This window comes from Streptomyces sp. NBC_01476 (assembly GCF_036227265.1).
Taxonomy (GTDB): Bacteria; Actinomycetota; Actinomycetes; order Streptomycetales; family Streptomycetaceae; genus Actinacidiphila.
In genome coordinates, this window is the sequence record NZ_CP109446.1 from 3,180,284 (window position 1) to 3,196,892 (window position 16,609).

The 16,609-nt window shown below is 69.5% G+C and carries 12 protein-coding genes and 1 tRNA gene; 6 read left to right on the forward strand and 7 right to left on the reverse strand.

What is annotated here, in order from left to right; translation table 11 throughout:
• Window positions 1-190: 190 nt before the first annotated feature.
• Together OG552_RS14170 and OG552_RS14175 are read right to left on the reverse strand one after the other, a co-directional pair.
• Window positions 191-1,699, reverse strand: coding sequence for an MFS transporter (locus OG552_RS14170; RefSeq protein ID WP_329132818.1), 1,509 nt, complete (start codon window positions 1,697-1,699; stop codon window positions 191-193).
• A 323-nt stretch (window positions 1,700-2,022) separates the two neighbouring features.
• On the reverse strand, window positions 2,023-2,679 hold the full coding sequence (locus OG552_RS14175; RefSeq protein ID WP_329132820.1) for a TetR/AcrR family transcriptional regulator: 657 nt from the start codon (window positions 2,677-2,679) through the stop codon (window positions 2,023-2,025).
• Between the two features lie 179 nt (window positions 2,680-2,858).
• Between OG552_RS14175 and OG552_RS14180 the strand changes: the two genes are divergently transcribed.
• Entirely contained in the window at window positions 2,859-3,344 is a 486-nt protein-coding gene (locus OG552_RS14180; RefSeq protein WP_443070929.1) for a MarR family winged helix-turn-helix transcriptional regulator, read from the forward strand.
• Between the two features lie 35 nt (window positions 3,345-3,379).
• Here OG552_RS14180 and OG552_RS14185 read toward each other — a convergent pair whose 3' ends face one another.
• Window positions 3,380-4,204: an ABC transporter ATP-binding protein gene (locus tag OG552_RS14185; RefSeq protein WP_329132822.1), complete on the reverse strand. Its 825-nt coding sequence runs from the start codon at window positions 4,202-4,204 to the stop codon at window positions 3,380-3,382.
• An 87-nt stretch (window positions 4,205-4,291) separates the two neighbouring features.
• Entirely contained in the window at window positions 4,292-5,830 is a 1,539-nt protein-coding gene (locus tag OG552_RS14190) for an MFS transporter (RefSeq protein WP_329132824.1), read from the reverse strand.
• 827 nt (window positions 5,831-6,657) lie between these two features.
• Between OG552_RS14190 and OG552_RS14195 the strand changes: the two genes are divergently transcribed.
• Window positions 6,658-7,950 (forward strand): hypothetical protein, encoded by a 1,293-nt coding sequence (locus OG552_RS14195; protein WP_329132826.1) that lies wholly within the window; start codon window positions 6,658-6,660, stop codon window positions 7,948-7,950.
• 94 nt (window positions 7,951-8,044) lie between these two features.
• On the opposite strand, the gene OG552_RS14200 is transcribed toward OG552_RS14195, so the two are convergent.
• The gene (locus tag OG552_RS14200; protein ID WP_329132828.1) at window positions 8,045-8,659 is read right to left on the reverse strand and encodes an FMN reductase; all 615 of its coding nucleotides are present in this window, start codon (window positions 8,657-8,659) and stop codon (window positions 8,045-8,047) included.
• A complete protein-coding gene (locus OG552_RS14205) occupies window positions 8,656-9,762 on the reverse strand; it encodes an LLM class flavin-dependent oxidoreductase (RefSeq protein WP_329132831.1) in 1,107 nt (368 codons plus the stop codon). The genes OG552_RS14200 and OG552_RS14205 overlap by 4 nt, the downstream gene beginning before the upstream one ends.
• A gap of 305 nt (window positions 9,763-10,067) precedes the next feature.
• Here OG552_RS14205 and OG552_RS14210 point away from each other — a divergent pair.
• The 3 genes from OG552_RS14210 (at window position 10,068) to OG552_RS14220 (ending at window position 15,207) form a co-directional block, all read left to right on the forward strand.
• Window positions 10,068-10,140 (forward strand) — tRNA-Arg (locus OG552_RS14210).
• 466 nt (window positions 10,141-10,606) lie between these two features.
• Window positions 10,607-11,824, forward strand: a complete 1,218-nt coding sequence (locus OG552_RS14215; protein ID WP_329132832.1) for a GH12 family glycosyl hydrolase domain-containing protein — start codon at window positions 10,607-10,609, stop codon at window positions 11,822-11,824.
• Window positions 11,825-12,024: 200 nt separating this feature from the next.
• Window positions 12,025-15,207, forward strand: coding sequence for a glycoside hydrolase family 3 C-terminal domain-containing protein (locus OG552_RS14220; protein WP_329132834.1), 3,183 nt, complete (start codon window positions 12,025-12,027; stop codon window positions 15,205-15,207).
• A 357-nt stretch (window positions 15,208-15,564) separates the two neighbouring features.
• Here the strand turns inward: OG552_RS14220 and OG552_RS14225 are convergent, their stop codons facing one another.
• On the reverse strand, window positions 15,565-15,744 hold the full coding sequence (locus OG552_RS14225; RefSeq protein ID WP_329132836.1) for a helix-turn-helix domain-containing protein: 180 nt from the start codon (window positions 15,742-15,744) through the stop codon (window positions 15,565-15,567).
• Window positions 15,745-16,033: 289 nt separating this feature from the next.
• On the opposite strand from OG552_RS14225, the gene OG552_RS14230 reads away from it, so the two are divergent.
• Window positions 16,034-16,507 (forward strand): hypothetical protein, encoded by a 474-nt coding sequence (locus OG552_RS14230; RefSeq protein ID WP_329132838.1) that lies wholly within the window; start codon window positions 16,034-16,036, stop codon window positions 16,505-16,507.
• Window positions 16,508-16,609: the final 102 nt, after the last annotated feature.

Genomic DNA, 16,609 nt, shown 5'->3' on the forward strand with positions numbered 1-16,609 from the left:
CCCGCAGATCCGCGAGTCGTACGGTCAGACGGTCGTACGGAAACACGTACGACAAACGGCAGGCCCCCACCCCTCCGGGTGACATCCGGAGCGGCGGGGGCCTGCCGTATGTGCATGACGCCAGGCGCATGACGCGCTTGCTGTCATCGGCGGCCGTACTGTCGTACCGGCCGGCCGGTGGTCATGGTCATCAGTGGGCGATGACCGGGACCGCGAAGTCCTCGACGGACTCGTCACCTTCGGCGCGCTCCGCGTGGTTCTGGACCTCGGCGTCGACCAGGATGAACGCCAACAGCGAGGCGACCGCGAGGATGGCCGTCGCCCAGTAGATGGCGACGGAGTATCCGTGGACCGCGGACTCGTTGATGAGCAGCTGGTTGGCACGGTCGGCCGCGCTGTGCATGTGGTCCTTGCCCCAGGCGACGGTGGCGCTGGCCGCGAGGGTGTTCAGCAGAGCGGTGCCGATGGAGCCGCCGACCTGCTGCGAGGTGTTGACCATGGCGGACGCGACACCCGCGTCCTCCGGCCGGACGCCGTGCGTGGCCAGGCTCATCGCCGGCATGAACGCCGTACCCATGCCGAGGCCCATCAGGATCAGGCCGGGCAGCAGGATCTCCGCGTAGCTGGAGTCGACCTTGATCTGAGCCAGTATGCCCATGCCGATCGCGGCGACCAGGAAGCCGGGCGCCATCAGCAGCCGCGGGCGGACCCGCAGCATCAGACGGGTACCGATCTGGGTGGAGCCAACGATCATGCCACCGACCATCGGCAGGAATGCGAAGCCGGACTTCAGGGCCGAGTAGCCCATGACCTGCTGCAGGTAGTAGGTCAGGAACAGGAAGAGGCCGAACATGCCGATGATGGCGAGACCGAGCGACAGGTACACGCCGCCGCGGTTCCGTTCGGTGACGACCCGCAGCGGCAGCAGCGGGGCCTTGACCTTGCCCTCGACGAAGGCGAAGGCGGCGAGCAGGACCACGGAGGCCACGAGCAGCCCGATGGTCCCGCCGGAAGCCCAGCCGTCCGACTCGGCGCGGCTGAAGCCGTAGACGAGAGAGACGAGGCCGGCGCTGGCGAGCACGACACCGGGGATGTCGAGGCGGCTGCGGTTGCGGCCCTGTGCGGGCTCGTGGATGACGGTGAGCGCGCCGATGACCGCGGTGACGGCGAAGGCGATGTTGACGAAGAGCGCCCAGCGCCAGTTCAGGTACTCGGTGAGGACACCACCGAGGATCAGGCCGACGGCCGCGCCGGCACCGGCGATGGCGCCGTAGATGCCGAACGCCTTGGCGCGCTCCTTGGCGTCGGTGAACATCACCGAGACCAGCGACAGGGCGGCCGGGGCGAGCAGCGCGCCGAAGACGCCCTGCAGGGCGCGGGCGCCGAACAGCATGGACGGGTTGACGGCGGCGCCGCCGATCGCGGACGCCGCGGCGAAACCGAGCAGACCGACGATGAAGGTGTTCCTACGTCCCCACAGGTCGGCGATCCGTCCGCCGAAGAGCAGCAGGCCACCGAAGGCCAGGGTGTAGGCGGTGACGACCCACTGGCGGTTGCCGTCGGAGATACCGAGGTCGGCCTGCGCGGACGGCAGCGCGATGTTCACGACGGTCGCGTCGAGCACGACCATCAGCTGGGCGATGGCGATGAAGGCGAGCGCTGTCCAGCGCTTTGGATCGGGCTGGAGCGTTTCTGGCATGGCTGGTCTCACAAAAGGGGTGCGGAGTGACAGGACGTGGGGACGTGTGTCAGCGTTCCGGCGTGATCCGTGGAACGGATCGGAGTCATGGCGCGGTGGCCGTGACTCCGGTGCCGGTGTTCGGAAAGACGAGCGGTCTTCGGTGACGTCGCTTGCTTCTCGATGTGTCGCGGTGGGTCGTCTCGCTTCGGGCTGCGGCGTGGGACTCGGCGAATTCCCGGCTCCGGCGTCCTCACCGTGTGGCGATGGTCACCGTGTGCCGTACGAGCTGACCTGTGCGACGAACTCGCCGACGCTATAACCCGACTGATGTGACGTGCGAACTATTTATGGCAGCCTTGCAGATCCTCCAGGGTCGCTGCGGTCCCCACGAGCTCCGAGCGCGCGGGTGCGCGCAGCCCGTCGAGGAAGAGTTGCAGGTGGCGGCGGACGAAGCGGTCGAAGCCGACGCATCCGGTACCCGGAAGCGGCCGGGTGAGTTGCGTCAGTGCGACCATCAGATCGCCGACGGCGATGTCGCCACGCAGTTGGCCCGAGCACTGGGCCCGGTCCATGATCGCGTTGATCGCCTGTTCCATGCGCTGAACCTCGGCCGCGACCTGTGGGTCCTGTCGGTCGAAGGCGTCGGAGAGCATCGGGCACAGGGCGCCGATACGTTCGTCGGCCGCTTCGAAGACGAACCGGCAGAGCGCGGAGAATGCGTCAGGTTCCTCGATGAGGGCGGCCTCCGCCCGCTGGGCGGTGCGTGCCATCACCGAAAGGGTGACCTGCCGGATCAACTCGGTGCGGTCGGCGAAGTGGCGGTAGAGCGTGGCGTTGCCGACGCCGGCCCGCCGGGCCACCTCGTCGAGTGCCACGTCGGGGCCGTAGTCGACGATCGCTTCCCGGGCTGCGCTGACGATCCGCTCACGATTGCGAGTGGCGTCCGCTCGCAGCCGTACCGTGCGAGGCCTGACGACGGTGTCGGCTTCGAGTGTCACGGCGGGCTCCTTTCGCGGTCCTTCGGGTCGAGCGCTGAAGAAGTTGAAACGGACAACAACTCCCCGGTTGCTACGACACGTCAAACGGGGAACCCATCCCCGGATATTTCACAGGAGTACGTGACCTGCGTCACATCATAGGATGGTATTTTATTGAACGTTCAAGGAGTGCACGTACTATGAACGCCATGAGATGGCTGACTGAAGACGAGCAGGCAACCTGGCGCGCCTTTCTGCATGCCACGACGTTGCTGGACGACCACCTCGACCGTCAGTTGCAACGCGATGCGGGCATGCCCCACATGTACTACGCACTGCTGAGCACACTTTCAGAGACGCCGGGACGCCAGATGCGGATGACCGAACTGGCCGAGCAGACCAAAATCACCCGCTCCCGCCTCTCGCACGCCGTCGCCCGCCTGGAGGGGAACGGGTGGCTGCGGCGGGAGAGCTGCCCCACCGACCGACGCGGTCAGGTGTGCGTGCTCACCGACGCGGGTTACGAGGAGCTGGTCCGCACGGCCCCCGGGCACGTCACCGCGGTGCGCACTGCGATCTTCGACCGGCTCACGCCCGAGCAGACCGAGCAGCTCGGCGAGATCTCCCGGATCATCGCCGAAGGCTTGCACCAGCCGGAGGACGCGGACCTGCCCTGGCTGCGCTGAGCGCTCACCGCGGGCAGGTGCGCGGCCGCCGGTCCTCAGCGGCGGCCGGACCGGGCGAGCCAGCGGCCCTCGTGCCTGCTGACCTCGATCGGCCGGCCGAAGCATGCGGTCATACGATCAGCGGTCAGTACGTCGGCGGCCGGTCCGGCGGTGAGCATCCGTCCCTCCTTCAGGAGCATGACGTGCCCGATCGCGGGTGACAGCTCCTCCAGGTGATGGGTGACGGTGATGGTGGCCAGCCCCGTACGGGTGACCGCCAGGCGGTGCATGGCGTCGATCAGATCTTCACGCGACGGCAGGTCGAGTGCGTTGAACGGCTCGTCGAGCAGCAGCAGCGACGGGTCGGCCATCAGCGCCCGCGCCACCAGGATGCGGGCGCGCTGGCCACCGGAGCAGACCCCGTAGGGCCGGTCGGCCAGTTCCTTGATCTCCAGTTCGGCCAGGAGCGCGTGCGCCCGCTCGCGTACCTCGGAGTCGTATTTTCGCCACAACGGCTGCACGGTGCCGGTGTGACCGGTCAGTACGACTGTATGGGCGGTGGCGTCCTGCGGGACCTTCTGTGCGGAGGAGACCAGACCGATGTGGGCACGCAGCTCGCGCATGTCGACACGGCCGAGGCGGTGACCGAGGACCTCGACGGTTCCGGTGGTCGGGTGCATCAGCGCACCGATGAGCCGAAGGAGGGTTGTCTTACCGGCGCCATTGGCACCGAGCAGCGCCCAGTGCTCTCCGGAACGTACGACCCAGCTGATGTCGTCGAGGATGACCTGGCCGGTGGTGAAGCGCCGCACGCTGACCGCGTCGAGCGCGGCGACCGCCTCAGGCGCGCCGGCCGCGACATCCGTGTCGTTGGCTGTCATGCGGAGACGATAGCTGTATCCGCCACCTTGTCGCGGAGCGTTCCGCGATGTGGATGGAGCCGGCGGAAGCGGGTGGCCGGCGGACGGTCAGACGGCCGCGGCTGCGGTCTGGGAGTTCGGGTCGGTGGCGAGACTGCGTGGCACGCCGCGGCGGTAGAGCAGCAAGGTGACCAGGAAGCCGACGGCGAAGAAACCGGCGGACCACCAGTACGCGACCATGTAGCTGTGCAGTTGCGCCTGGCCGGCGACCGCGGCGGTCGGCGGGCGGGTGGAGGCGTAGCGGGTGGCGGCGCTGGTCGCGAGCGTGTTGAGCAGTGAGGTGCCGATCGACCCGCCGACCTGCTGCGAGGTGTTCACCATGGCGGAGGCAACGCCGGCGTCGTGGTCCTTGACGCCGGCGGTGGCGAGGTTGAGGCCGGTACCGAAGATCATGCCCAGCCCCAGGCCCATGAGGAGCAGCGGCGGCAGCACATGCGCGGCGAAGGTGCTGTTGCGGTCGAGTGCGGTGAGCCAGACCATCGCCCCGGCGCCACACAGCATGCCCGTCGGCACCACCGGTTTCGCGCCGACCCGTGGCACCAGCACGTTCGTCGTAACAACCGACGAGATCATGATGACCGCGACCATGGGCAGGAACGCGACACCGGTCTTCACCGGCGAGTAGAGCAGGGTGCGCTGCAGGTAATACGTCAAGAACAAGAAGACGCCGAACATGCCGGCGCCCGAGATGAACATCGCAAGATACGACGCTCCGCGGTCGCGGTCAGCCACCACTCGCAGCGGCAGCAGAGGGTGTTCGGCGCGCTGCTGCCACCACACGAAGGCGAGCAGTAGCACGCCGCTGGCCACGAGGAAGCCCCAGGTGCTGGGGGCGCTCCAGGCGTGACGTTCGGCGTTGGAGAAGCCGTAGACGATGCAGAACAGGCCGCCGGACACCAGGAGCGTGCCGGGGATGTCCAGCGCGGGGCGGTCCTCGGGCGCGCCCGGGCGCAGCAGCCGCATGGCACCGAGAAACGCGATGACGGCGATGATCAGGTTGACGTACAGGCACCAGCGCCAGTTGAGGTACTCGGTGAGCAGGCCACCGAGCAGCAGACCCACCGCGCCGCCGGCGCCGGCGATGGCGCCGTAGATCCCGAAGGCCTTCGCGCGCTCCTTGGGGTCGCTGAACGTCGTCGTGAGCACCGACAGCGCGGCCGGGGCGAGCAGGGCGCCGAACAGGCCCTGCAGGGCGCGCGCTCCGACCAGCACCTGGAAGCTCGGTGCGGCGCCGCCGATCGCGGAGGCCACCGCGAAGCCGACCAGACCGACGAGGAAGGTGGTCTTACGGCCGATCAGGTCGGCCAGGCGGCCCCCGAACAGCAGCAGTGAGCCGAACGCGAGGGCGTAGGCGGTGACGATCCACTGCCGGTTGCCGTCGGAGAACCCGAGGTCCTGCTGGGCGGACGGCAGAGCGATGTTCACGATGGTCGCGTCCAGTACGACCATCAGTTGAGCGAGCGCGACCACGCCCAGTACCCACCAGCGGTGCGCGGAGGCGTCGTCGTTGGGGCCGCGCCCTGACGTGCGCGGTCCTCGGCCGCCGCCCTGCGAAGCCATGGAGTCGTCCTGGGTGCCACGGGCCATGAGGTGGGTCTCCTTAGCGCGACGCCGCGTTCTCCCCGGATGTCCACGCTAGGGGTAGCCCCGCGAGGCCGCCACGTGGGGCGATGGGGCGATGCGACCGTGCGTCAGAGGGGGCCGGCCCCGGACTCGTGGTCCCGGACCGGCCCCTTGGGGCGCGCGGCTCGCATCAGATGGGCGGCGGCGCGGATCGGTGGGTGGCAGGACGGCGCCGCGGTGAGGCCCCGGCGACGGCGGGCTTTCCGGGCGGGGGTACGGGTGCGAACTGTCGGCGGGACGGCGCCCGATCGGCTGCTTTTCCGATGAACGGGAAAGCAGCCGCGACCGCCATCGGACGACCGTCCCGGGTGGCGATGACGGTCACGGAGCGATCGGTCGCACAGCGGTCGGTCCGGGCACTCCGTTCGCCGTTGGCAACATGGTGGCCGTCAGCCCACCGCGCGAGGGCGGCTGCCGCCGACTCGCCGGGCAGCGGACGAGTGCTCACGCGTATGCCCTTCGCAGAACCGACCGCCGCGCGACCCTGGCTTCTGCGGGTATACGGCGCCGAACACAACGATCAGTAACCGCGCCTCCTATACGGCTAACGTTCCATCACTCGGATGGCGCGGGCCTACAAGCGGACCGGCGCGGTCAGGTGTAGACATCTCCCCACACCGGGCGCGGCCATATGTGCGGCTTGTCCGACTGGCGGCGGTCGCAACCATCGCGAAGGTGGAGTCCGTACGGCCGCTGGTGCGCCCGTACGCACTAACCCCGCGCGCGGGTCACCCCCAGGCACCGTTTTCTGATCATCACAGGATCATGTCGCGGGGTGAGGGAGTGAGCGGATGGCGACGAGCGCGGACAGCGGCCGCTCGGGCTCCAGCCCCTTGGGCGAGGACGAACGGGCCGAACTGGCCGCCTTGCGCCGCCGCCTCGGCGCACGTCGCCGCTGGCGGGCATTCGTCTCCGCACTGCTGATCACACTGGCCGCGATCCTGGCGCCGCTCAGCGCGGTCTCCGTCTGGATCGCGGATGTCATGGGCGACACCGATCGCTACGTGTCGACGGTCGCCCCGCTCGCGTCCCAGCCCGACGTCCAGACTGCGGTGACCGACCTCATCACCAACGCTGTCGTGTCGAAGGTCGACCTCGACTCCCTGCTCTCCACCGTCGCCCCGAAGGACCGGCCGGAAGTCGAAGCGGCGCTCGGCGGGCTCAGCGGTCCGATCAACGGCGGTCTCAGGAACTTCGTCCACGGCACGGTCGCGTCCTTCGTGTCGAGCGACGCCTTCGCCACTATCTGGACGCAGCTCAACCGCCAGGCCCACACAGCTTTCAAAGGGGCACTCACGGGGGAGGGCGATCAAGCCGTGCAGCTACGGGGTGATGCGGTCGTCCTGAACCTGACGCCGGTCGTCGAGCAGGTCAAGCGGCAACTGGTGGACCGCGGTCTGACCATCGCATCGCGCATCCCACCGGTGCGGGCCGACTTCACCCTGGTGAGGTCGGAGGATGTGCGGAAGGCCAGGACGTGGTTCCGGGTACTGCAGCTGGCCGGGAACTGGCTGCCTGCGGTCACGCTGCTGCTCGCCGCGGCTGGCGTGCTGCTCGCCGGCCGCCGGCGGCGGGCGCTGGTGGCGGCGGCGTTGGGCATCGCGGCGGGTGTCGTCCTGCTGGGGATCGCGCTCTCGCTCTTCCGCGTCGTATATCTCGATCATCTGCCCGGGAACGCCAACGAACGGGCGGCAGGCGCGATCTATGACCAGATCGTCCGCTTTCTCTGGGCGAGCGTGCGGATGCTGATCGTCCTGGGGGTTGTCGTCGCCCTGGGCACGTGGCTGAGCGGACCGGGCCGCCGGGCGCGGCGGGTCAGGGGCGGATGGGAGTCGGTGATCGCGGCGGTGCGGGAGGCGTGCGGTGTCACCTCGACGGGACCGGTCGGCCCGTGGGTGCACCGCCGGCGCCGTGTGCTGCAGTGGGTGGTCGTGCTGGCGGCGGTCGTCGCACTGCTGCTGTGGTCTTATCCGACCGGTTGGGTCATCTTCTGGACCGCGGTGATCGTGGTGGCCGCACTGGCTGTCATCGAGTTCCTGGACGACAGGTCACCGCCACGCGCCGCACGGGTGACACCGCCGTAGTCACCCGCCGCGCACATCATCCGACCGCGCACGTCACTCTTTCGAAGACGCGAACCGCGACCGGCGCGCACGCGTCGCCGCGGCGCCGGTCAGTTCACCCTTCCGCGGCAAGAGCCGCGAGTTGCTGGGCGAAGGGGACGACGGTCTCCTCGTCGGCCGGCCGGCGACCGGCGGGGCGCGCCTCGATGAGGCCCGCCAGTTCCGCCGCCGCCCGGTCGATCCGGTCGTCCAGCGCACCGTCGCCGCCCGTGCCCCAGTCCTCGGAGGCGGCGTAGACGGCGGTCGGTATGACGATCGACCGCAGGTAGGCGAAGAGCGGTCGCATGGCGTGTTCCAGTACCAGCGAGTGCCGGGCCGAGCCGCCGGTCGCGGCGATCAGCACCGGGATGCCGGCCAGGGCGTCCTTGTCGATGACGTCGAAGAACGACTTGAACAGCCCGCTGTAGGAGCCGGTGAAGACCGGGCTGACGGCGATGAGGGCGTCAGCGCCGGTCACCGCCTCGATCGCGTCGCGCAGCCGCGGGGCAGGGAAGCCGGTGACCATGTTCTGCGCGATGTCGCTCGCCAGTTCGCGCAGCTCGATCACCCGCACGTCCACCTGCGACGTCTGTGCGTGCCGCTGGGTGGCTTCGGCCAGCCGGTCGCCCAGCAGCCGGGTCGAGGAGGGGAGGCTGAGCCCGGCGGTGACCACTACGAGGTTCTTCGTCATGCCTGTACCTCCTGCGGTTCGGCGGCCTCCGCGTCGCGGCGGGCGACGAGGGCCTGGTGGGTGGGTCCTTCGGGGACGTCGGCGGGACGGTCCTTGGCGAACTCGGCGCGCAGCACCGGTAGGACCTCCTCACCGAGGATGTCGAGCTGCTCCAGGACAGTCTTCAGCGGCAGGCCCGCGTGGTCCATCAGGAAGAGCTGGCGCTGGTAGTCGCCGAAGCTCTCGCGGAAAGTCAGCGTCTTGTCGATGACCTCCTGCGGGGAGCCGACGGTCAGCGGTGTCTGGTCGGTGAAGTCCTCCAGCGACGGTCCGTGTCCGTAGACGGGCGCGTTGTCGAAGTAGGGGCGAAACTCGCGGACCGCGTCCTGGGAGTTCTTGCGCATGAAGACCTGTCCGCCGAGGCCGACAATGGCCTGTTCGGGGGTGCCGTGCCCGTAGTGGGCGTAACGCTCGCGGTACAGGCTGATCAGGCGCTTGAAGTGGTCCTTGGGCCAGAAGATGTTGTTGGCGAAGAAGCCGTCACCGTAGTACGCGGCCTGCTCGGCGATCTCCGGGCTGCGGATGGAGCCGTGCCAGACGAACGGCGGCACTCCGTCGAGGGGGCGCGGGGTCGAGGTGAAGGACTGCAGCGGGGTACGGAACTTCCCCGCCCAGTTCACCGCTTCCTCGCGCCACAGCTTGTGCAGCAGCGCGTAGTTCTCGACGGCCAGCGGGATGCCCTGCCGGATGTCCTTGCCGAACCACGGGTAGACCGGGCCAGTGTTGCCCCGTCCCATCATCAGATCAACGCGTCCGCCGGCCAGGTGCTGCAGCATCGCGAAGTCCTCGGCGATCTTCACCGGGTCGTTCGTGGTGATGAGGGTGGTCGACGTGGAGAGGATCAGATGATCGGTGCGCGCGGCGATGTAGCCAAGCATCGTCGTAGGAGACGACGGTACGAAAGGCGGATTGTGGTGCTCGCCGGTCGCGAAGACGTCCAGACCGACCTCTTCGGCCTTGAGAGCGATGGCGACCATCGCCTTGATCCGCTCATGCTCGCTCGGCGTCCGACCGTTGGTCGGGTCAGTGGTGACGTCGCCGACTGTGAAGATCCCGAACTGCATTTTCTCCCACCGTCCCATTTGGTTGACTGTTCAACCACTCGAACATTCCGCCCCCGGGAGCTATTCCCCGGCCCCGGTCCGCCCGGCCGCCGAGCCCGGCCGGCCCCCAGCCGCCCGGGCGCCGCCCCCGACGCCCGGTCGGATCGCCATACCGCCGGATGATCATGGCGGAAGCCACCCGAACAGGTGACACAAGGGGTCAGCGATGCCACCTCGGGCGTACTCGGCGGACCGCGTCCTTCCCCAGGCAGCGGCCGAGGGCCGACGGCGATCCGGTAGTCTGTCGGTGGTTCACGCACTCCCCCGCCCCAGTAGCTCAGGGGATAGAGCACGGCTCTCCTAAAGCCGGTGTCGCAGGTTCGAATCCTGCCTGGGGCACGTGCCAGACCAGCACATACACGACGAACGGCCAGGTCAGGGGTGATATCCCTCGCCTGGCCGTTCGCGTTCCGGCACCCCGCGCACCCGCCGTCCCCTCCGCGGAAACGGTCACCCCGGAGCGAGGTCGCAGCAGCACCGCCGCCCTTGGGGAAAACTTTGCGAGAGCGCTTTCATCCAAGGATCCGCGCGACCAGCGCTTTCCGGCGGCGCCCCCTCGGGCGCCCCGCCCCCAGTGGTCCAGACCTATTGACACCGCAGCGGAGCGTCTGACTTCATGGCTGGTGCCCAGCCAGGCCTCCCCGTGGCCCCCAGCCATTCTGACCTGGGCAGATCCGCACCCCCCACCACCTGTCGCACGGCTCCGGCCTCCTCCCCCCTCGCGGACGAGCGCACCCGCCCCCACTCTTTGGGAGCGCTCTCACCTCCCCCGCAGAGGCAGGCCGCCAACCGAAAGGACTCGGTCATGACGCGACGACCGAAGCGGACCCGGATCGCGGCGGTGATCGCCGGCGCCTGCGCCGCCCTCGCCTCCCTCACCCTCGGCCTCACCCCGCAGGCCACCGCCGCCGTCCCCCATGACACCCCCGCCGCCACCGCCGCTGTCACCAACTGCCAGGGCCAGGGCACGATCAGCCTGGCCGGCGGCGAGTACACGCTGCAGAACAACGAATGGAACTCCACCGCCACCCAGTGCGTGACCGCCACCACCGGCACCGCCTGGACGGTGAGCACGGCGAACTTCAACGTCACCGGCGGCGCCCCCGCCACCTATCCCTCGATCTACAAGGGCTGTCACTGGGGCGCCTGCACCACCGGCAGCAACCTGCCGATCCAGGTGAGCCGGCTGGCGAGCGCGACGTCCTCCTGGTCGACCGTGCAGCCGGCCGCCGGAGCGTACGACGTGGCCTACGACCTGTGGACCGACTCGGCGGCCACCACCGGCGGCCAGCCCGACGACAGCGAGATCATGATCTGGCTGAACAGCCGCGGCTCGGTCGCCCCCTTCGGCTCCAAGACGGCGACCGCGGCCATCAGCGGCCACACCTGGGACGTCTACACGGGCCGTCAGACGTCATGGAACATCGTCTCGTACGTCCTCCAGGGCGGCGCCACGTCGATCACCGGTCTCGACGTCAAGGCGATGATCGACGACTCCGTCCGGCGCGGCACCACGGGGCCGAACGCGTACCTGATCGACGCGGAGGCCGGCTTCGAGATCTGGCAGGGCGGCCAGGGGCTCGGCGCGAACTCCTTCTCCTTCAGCGCCACCCAGGGCGCCGGAGGCGGCACCGGGGGCAGCACCGGGCCGATCACCGGCTACGGCGGCAAGTGCGTCGACGTCAAGGCGGCGAGCCCGGCCAACGGCACCGCCGTACAGCTCTACGACTGCAACGGCACCGCCGCCCAGCAGTGGACGGTCGGCGGCGACGGTACGGTCCGCGCGCTCGGGAAGTGCCTCGACATCACGGCGGCCGGTACGACGAACGGCACACCGGTCCAGTTGTACGACTGCAACGGCACCGGCGCCCAGCAGTGGAGCCCCGCTGCGGGCGGCTCGCTCCGCAACCCGGCCTCAGGGCGCTGCCTGGACGCCACCGGCAACAGTTCCGCCAACGGCACCCGGCTGCAGATCTGGGACTGCACGGCGGGCGCCAACCAGGCCTGGACGCTGCCCGGCTGAGCCGCGGTCAGCGCGCCGCCCGCGAGGCCGGCGCCGCCCGTCAGGGACCTGCCAGGGCCCCGCCAGGCCCGAAGAGACCGTCAGAGCCAGTCAGAGCCCGTCAGAGCCCATCCGCGCCGGCGAGCCGTCCGGCGCGGCAGATGCTTGGAGGCATCGTGCGCACGTTCCGAATACCGGCGAGACGCCGGACGTCCTGTCTGGTGACCTTGGCGCTGGTCGCGGCCGGGGGTGGCGTGCTGGGCGCGGTGGCTCCCGGCGCGACCGCGACAGCAGCACCCCAGGCGCAGGCCCAGGCCATCACCGCCTGCCCGTGGGTGCACTCCACCGCACCGATCCCGCAGCGGGTCAGCCAGTTGCTGGCGAAGATGACGACCGCTCAGAAGGTGTCGCTGGCCACCGGAGCCGGCGGTTCGAGCTACGTCGGCTTCACTCCGGCGATCGGGTCGCTGTGCATCCCGGCGATGAACCTGGAGGACGGACCGGCCGGAGTAGCCGATGGTATGACCGGTGTCACCCAGTTGCCCGCGCCGGTCGCGGTCACCGCGACCTGGGACACGACGGCCGAGCAGCAATACGGTCAGATCATCGGCGCGGAAGAGGGCGCCAAGGGCACCACCGTCGACCTGGGGCCGACCATCAACATCACGCGCGACCCGCGCTGGGGCCGCGCTTTCGAGTCGATGGGCGAGGACCCGTACCTCAATGGCCAACTGGGTGCCGCCAACATCCGCGGGGTGCAGTCGACCGGGGTGATGGCGCAGGTCAAGCACCTCGCGGTCTACAACCAGGAGACCAACCGCAACACCCCGTCCGACAATGCGGTCATCAGCAACAAAGCTATGCAGGAGATCTACCTGCCCGCCTTCCAGGACTCGGTGCAGCAGGGCGCGGCCTCATCCGTGATGTGTTCCTACAGCACGATCAACGGAACATACGCCTGTCAGAACCCCTACCTGCTCACTACGGTGCTGCGCCAGCAGTTCGGCTTCAACGGCTTCGTGACCTCCGACTGGGGTGCCACCCACGCCGGCGCGGCCTCCGCGAACGCCGGCCTGAACCAGGACATGCCGGGGAACGACGGCTTCTACGGCAGCGCCCTGCAGACCGTGGTCGCCAATGGCTCGGTCAGCCAGGCCACCCTCAACTCCCTGACCTCGGGCATCCTCACCGAGATGTTCGCCTTCGGGCTGTTCGACAAGGCGCCCACCGGTTCGCCGGCCCAGCCCGCGACCAGCACCGCCAACCAGGCCGCGGCGACGCGTCTCGCCCAAGAGGGCACGGTCCTGCTGAAGAACAACGGCAACGTCCTGCCGCTGGCCTCCTCCACCCGGTCCATCGCGGTCATCGGCGCGGACGCCTCCACCTCCCCGCAGACCGCCGGCGGCGGCAGCGCGGCCGTCAACTCCAGCGGCACCATCACCCCTCTGCAGGGCATCACCGCACGCGCCGGCAGCGGCATCACCGTGAGTTACAACAACGGTTCCTCCACCGCTTCCGCCGCCTCGCTCGCCGCCTCCTCCAGCGTCGCGGTGGTCTTCGTCAGCGACTTCGAATCCGAGGGCAGCGATCTGGGCGGCATCGACCTGCCGGCCGCGGAGAACTCCCTCATCTCCGCCGTCGCGGCGGCCAACCCCAACACGGTCGTGGTGCTCAACACCGGTTCCGCGGTGACGATGCCCTGGCTGGGTTCGGTCAAGGGCGTACTGGAGGGCTGGTACGCGGGCCAGGGCGACGGCACCGCGATCGCCTCGCTGCTCTTCGGCGACACCAATCCGTCCGGCCACCTGCCGGTGACGTTCCCGGCCTCGCTCTCCCAGGTGCCCGCGCACACCGCGGCCCAGTGGCCGGGCACCGGCGGCACCGTGCAGTACTCCGAGGGCGTGGACGTCGGCTACCGCTACTACGACGCCAACCACCTCACCCCGCTCTTCCCCTTCGGCTTCGGCCTGTCGTACACCTCGTTCTCCTTCAGTGACCTGCACGTCGGTACGCTGCCGGCCGGCGGCGCGGCCACTGTGACGGCGACCGTGACCAACACCGGCTCCCGGGCGGGCGCGGACGTCGCCCAGCTGTACGTGACCCAGCCGGCCGCGTCCGGTGAGCCGCCGAAGCAGCTCCAGGGGTTCGCCCGGGTCGACCTCCAGCCCGGCGCCAGCCAGACCGTCACCTTTCCCCTGACGCAGCGCAATCTGCAGTACTACAACGCCACGTCCAACGCGTGGGCCACCAGCACCGGCAGTTACGGCATCTCGGTCGGCGACTCGGGCGCGAACCTGCCGCTGACCGGGACCCTCTCGGTGACCTCGGCGCAGCTCGGCCGGCCGCTGACCGTGACCGGTCCCGGGGCGCAGGAAGGCATGACCGGCGCGCCGGTGTCCGTCCAGCTGGCGGCGCAGGACACCACCATTGGTCAGACGCCGGCGTTCACCGCGACCGGGCTGCCGGCCGGTACGTCGATCTCGGCTTCCGGTCTGATCAGCGGATCTCCGACGACGGCGGGCACCAGCACAGTGACCGTCACCGCCCATGACGCGGCCGGGGCCCTCGCCGAGACAACGTTCCTGTGGACGGTCACGCCCAACACCACGGCCGTGGCCAATCCGCTGGTCGGCGTCGGCGGCCTCTGCCTCGACCTGGCGAGCGACAACAACGCCGACGGTTCCAAGGTGGACATCTACACCTGCAACGGAACCAACGGGCAGCAGTGGACCGAGATGTCGGACGGCACGGTGCAGGTGGCGGGCAAGTGCCTGGACGTGAAGGCGGCCGGCACCGCGAACGGCACCCTGGTGGACCTCTACTCCTGCAACGGCAGCAGCGCCCAGGTCTGGCAGCACCAGGCCAACGGCTCCCTGCTGAACCCCGCCTCCGGCAAGTGCCTGGACGACCCGAGCGCGTCCACGGCGCTGGGCACCCAGGTGCAGATCTACGACTGCAACGGCAGTACGGCCCAGTCGTGGGTGGCCCCGGCGGGTTCGACCGGCGGTTCCGGATCAGGTCCTGGTTCCGCGGGCCAGGTGACCGGCTACGCGGGGCTGTGCCTCGATGTCGCCGGCGCCGGCACCGCCGACAAGACCAAGGTGGACGTCTACACCTGCAACGGCACCGCCGCCCAGCAGTGGACGGTCTCCGGCCAGGCGCTCCAGGCACTCGGCAAGTGCCTGGACGTCAACGCCGCGGGCACCGCCAACGGCACCCTCGTCGACCTCTACACCTGCAACGGAACCGGCGCCCAGGTCTGGCAGCACCAGGCCAACGGCTCCCTGCTGAACCCCGCCTCCGGCAAGTGCCTGGACGACACGGGGATGTCCACCACCCCCGGCACGCAGGTGCAGATCTGGTCCTGCACCGGCGCCGCCAACCAGTCATGGGTCCTTCCCTGACCCGGACGGAACCGTCCTGACCGGACCGCCACAGGGCCCCGGCAGGTATCCGGTCCGCGCGCGTCCCAGAACGCGCGCGGACCGGGCCGGGTCCACGCTTCACGAACGGACCGCGCTCCCCCGCCAGGCCGCGGTCAGGACGACCACCGCAGCGCGTCGAGGTCCGGCCAGGGGGCCGACCGCAGGTCGGTCCTCGGCACGCTCAGCGGCATCTTCCGGACTGGTAAACGACGGAACGGCCCGGGGGGTGTTCACCCGTTCGAGTGCACATGCGTTCGAGGGTCGTACGGAGACGCCAATCCGGTCCGCCGACGGGCAGGCGGAACCGCGCCGCCCCGCTCACCGCGTCCGGACTCCTCATCGGTCGTGCGTGATGGCGGCGGTCGGTACGTCGAGGGCGTGGGCGTAGCGGCGGATGGTGTCGTCGCTCGCCCCCACGAGGCCGCGTTCCAGGCGGGACAGGTGGCCCCTGTCGAGGCCGGTCCTCTGCTGCATGTCCCGCAGGCTCATCTTCCGAGCGGTTCGGAGTGCCCTCATCGCCGCCCCGTTCGGTCTCACGTGCCGAAGTTAGCGGTAGGCGCCGTGCCGCGCAAGCCGATTCAAGAGCCTTGAAGCTCTGATTATGAGCCCGCACTCACCCCGCGCCCGCACCTGCCCGCTTTTCCGACGCGTCGTCATGCAACCCAATGGGCGCCGCGAGCGGCGTTCGGCCCAGGTCGAAAGGTCGAAAGACGCTCACTTGGTTGCATGGACTAGGGCATGATGTGGGGCCATGGACGGAGACTGGGCGGGACTGGGCAGAGCCGTTGCGGCAGCACGCGCGGCTATGGGGCTCAGTCAGGAAGAGCTCGGGGCGCTGGCCGACGGCGCGGGGCGGACCGTGATCCAGACCATCGAGCGGGGTCACAAGTTCAAGAAGGTCACCAAGACGCTGCTCAACGTCGAGTACGCACTCGGCTGGCGGCGCGGCTCGGTGGAACGGATCCTCGGCGGCGAGGACCCGCTGCCCCTGAACCCGCCGGAAGAGCAGGCCGGCGGGCGGTCGCAGGCCGACGGGTACGGGGGTCTGCCGCTGCGGGTCAGCCACACCCTCACCGAAGGCACCACCCTGGACACCACGATCGTGCCGCTCACCCCCAACGCGGACATGGTCGTCGTCGTGAAGGGCAAACCGACGGCCACGCCGGAGCAGTTGAAGGACGCGATGCTCGCCTGGGAGGAACGGGAGGGTTATCTGGCCCAGCTGCCCAAGCTCTTCGAAGGACCGCAGGGACCCCAGGGACCCCAGAAGTCCGAGTAGACCCCCGAGTTATCCACAGCCTGTCACTTTCCGGTCACCCCGGGCTCTCGTTTGTGGTTGCATGAACGCACCGGCGAGGGGGCCACCGCCCTGGTGTTCAGG

Bases quoted from the DNA above. Each gene is read 5' to 3' on its own strand.
- OG552_RS14225 (WP_329132836.1), bottom strand. From the start codon at position 15,744: ATGAGGGCACTCCGAACCGCTCGGAAGATGAGCCTGCGGGACATGCAG.
- OG552_RS14230 (WP_329132838.1), top strand. From the start codon at position 16,034: ATGGGGCTCAGTCAGGAAGAGCTCGGGGCGCTGGCCGACGGCGCGGGG.
- OG552_RS14170 (WP_329132818.1), bottom strand. From the start codon at position 1,699: ATGCCAGAAACGCTCCAGCCCGATCCAAAGCGCTGGACAGCGCTCGCC.
- OG552_RS14205 (WP_329132831.1), bottom strand. From the start codon at position 9,762: ATGCAGTTCGGGATCTTCACAGTCGGCGACGTCACCACTGACCCGACC.
- OG552_RS14200 (WP_329132828.1), bottom strand. From the start codon at position 8,659: ATGACGAAGAACCTCGTAGTGGTCACCGCCGGGCTCAGCCTCCCCTCC.
- OG552_RS14190 (WP_329132824.1), bottom strand. From the start codon at position 5,830: ATGGCCCGTGGCACCCAGGACGACTCCATGGCTTCGCAGGGCGGCGGC.
- OG552_RS14180 (WP_443070929.1), top strand. From the start codon at position 2,859: ATGAACGCCATGAGATGGCTGACTGAAGACGAGCAGGCAACCTGGCGC.
- OG552_RS14185 (WP_329132822.1), bottom strand. From the start codon at position 4,204: ATGACAGCCAACGACACGGATGTCGCGGCCGGCGCGCCTGAGGCGGTC.
- OG552_RS14195 (WP_329132826.1), top strand. From the start codon at position 6,658: ATGGCGACGAGCGCGGACAGCGGCCGCTCGGGCTCCAGCCCCTTGGGC.
- OG552_RS14215 (WP_329132832.1), top strand. From the start codon at position 10,607: ATGACGCGACGACCGAAGCGGACCCGGATCGCGGCGGTGATCGCCGGC.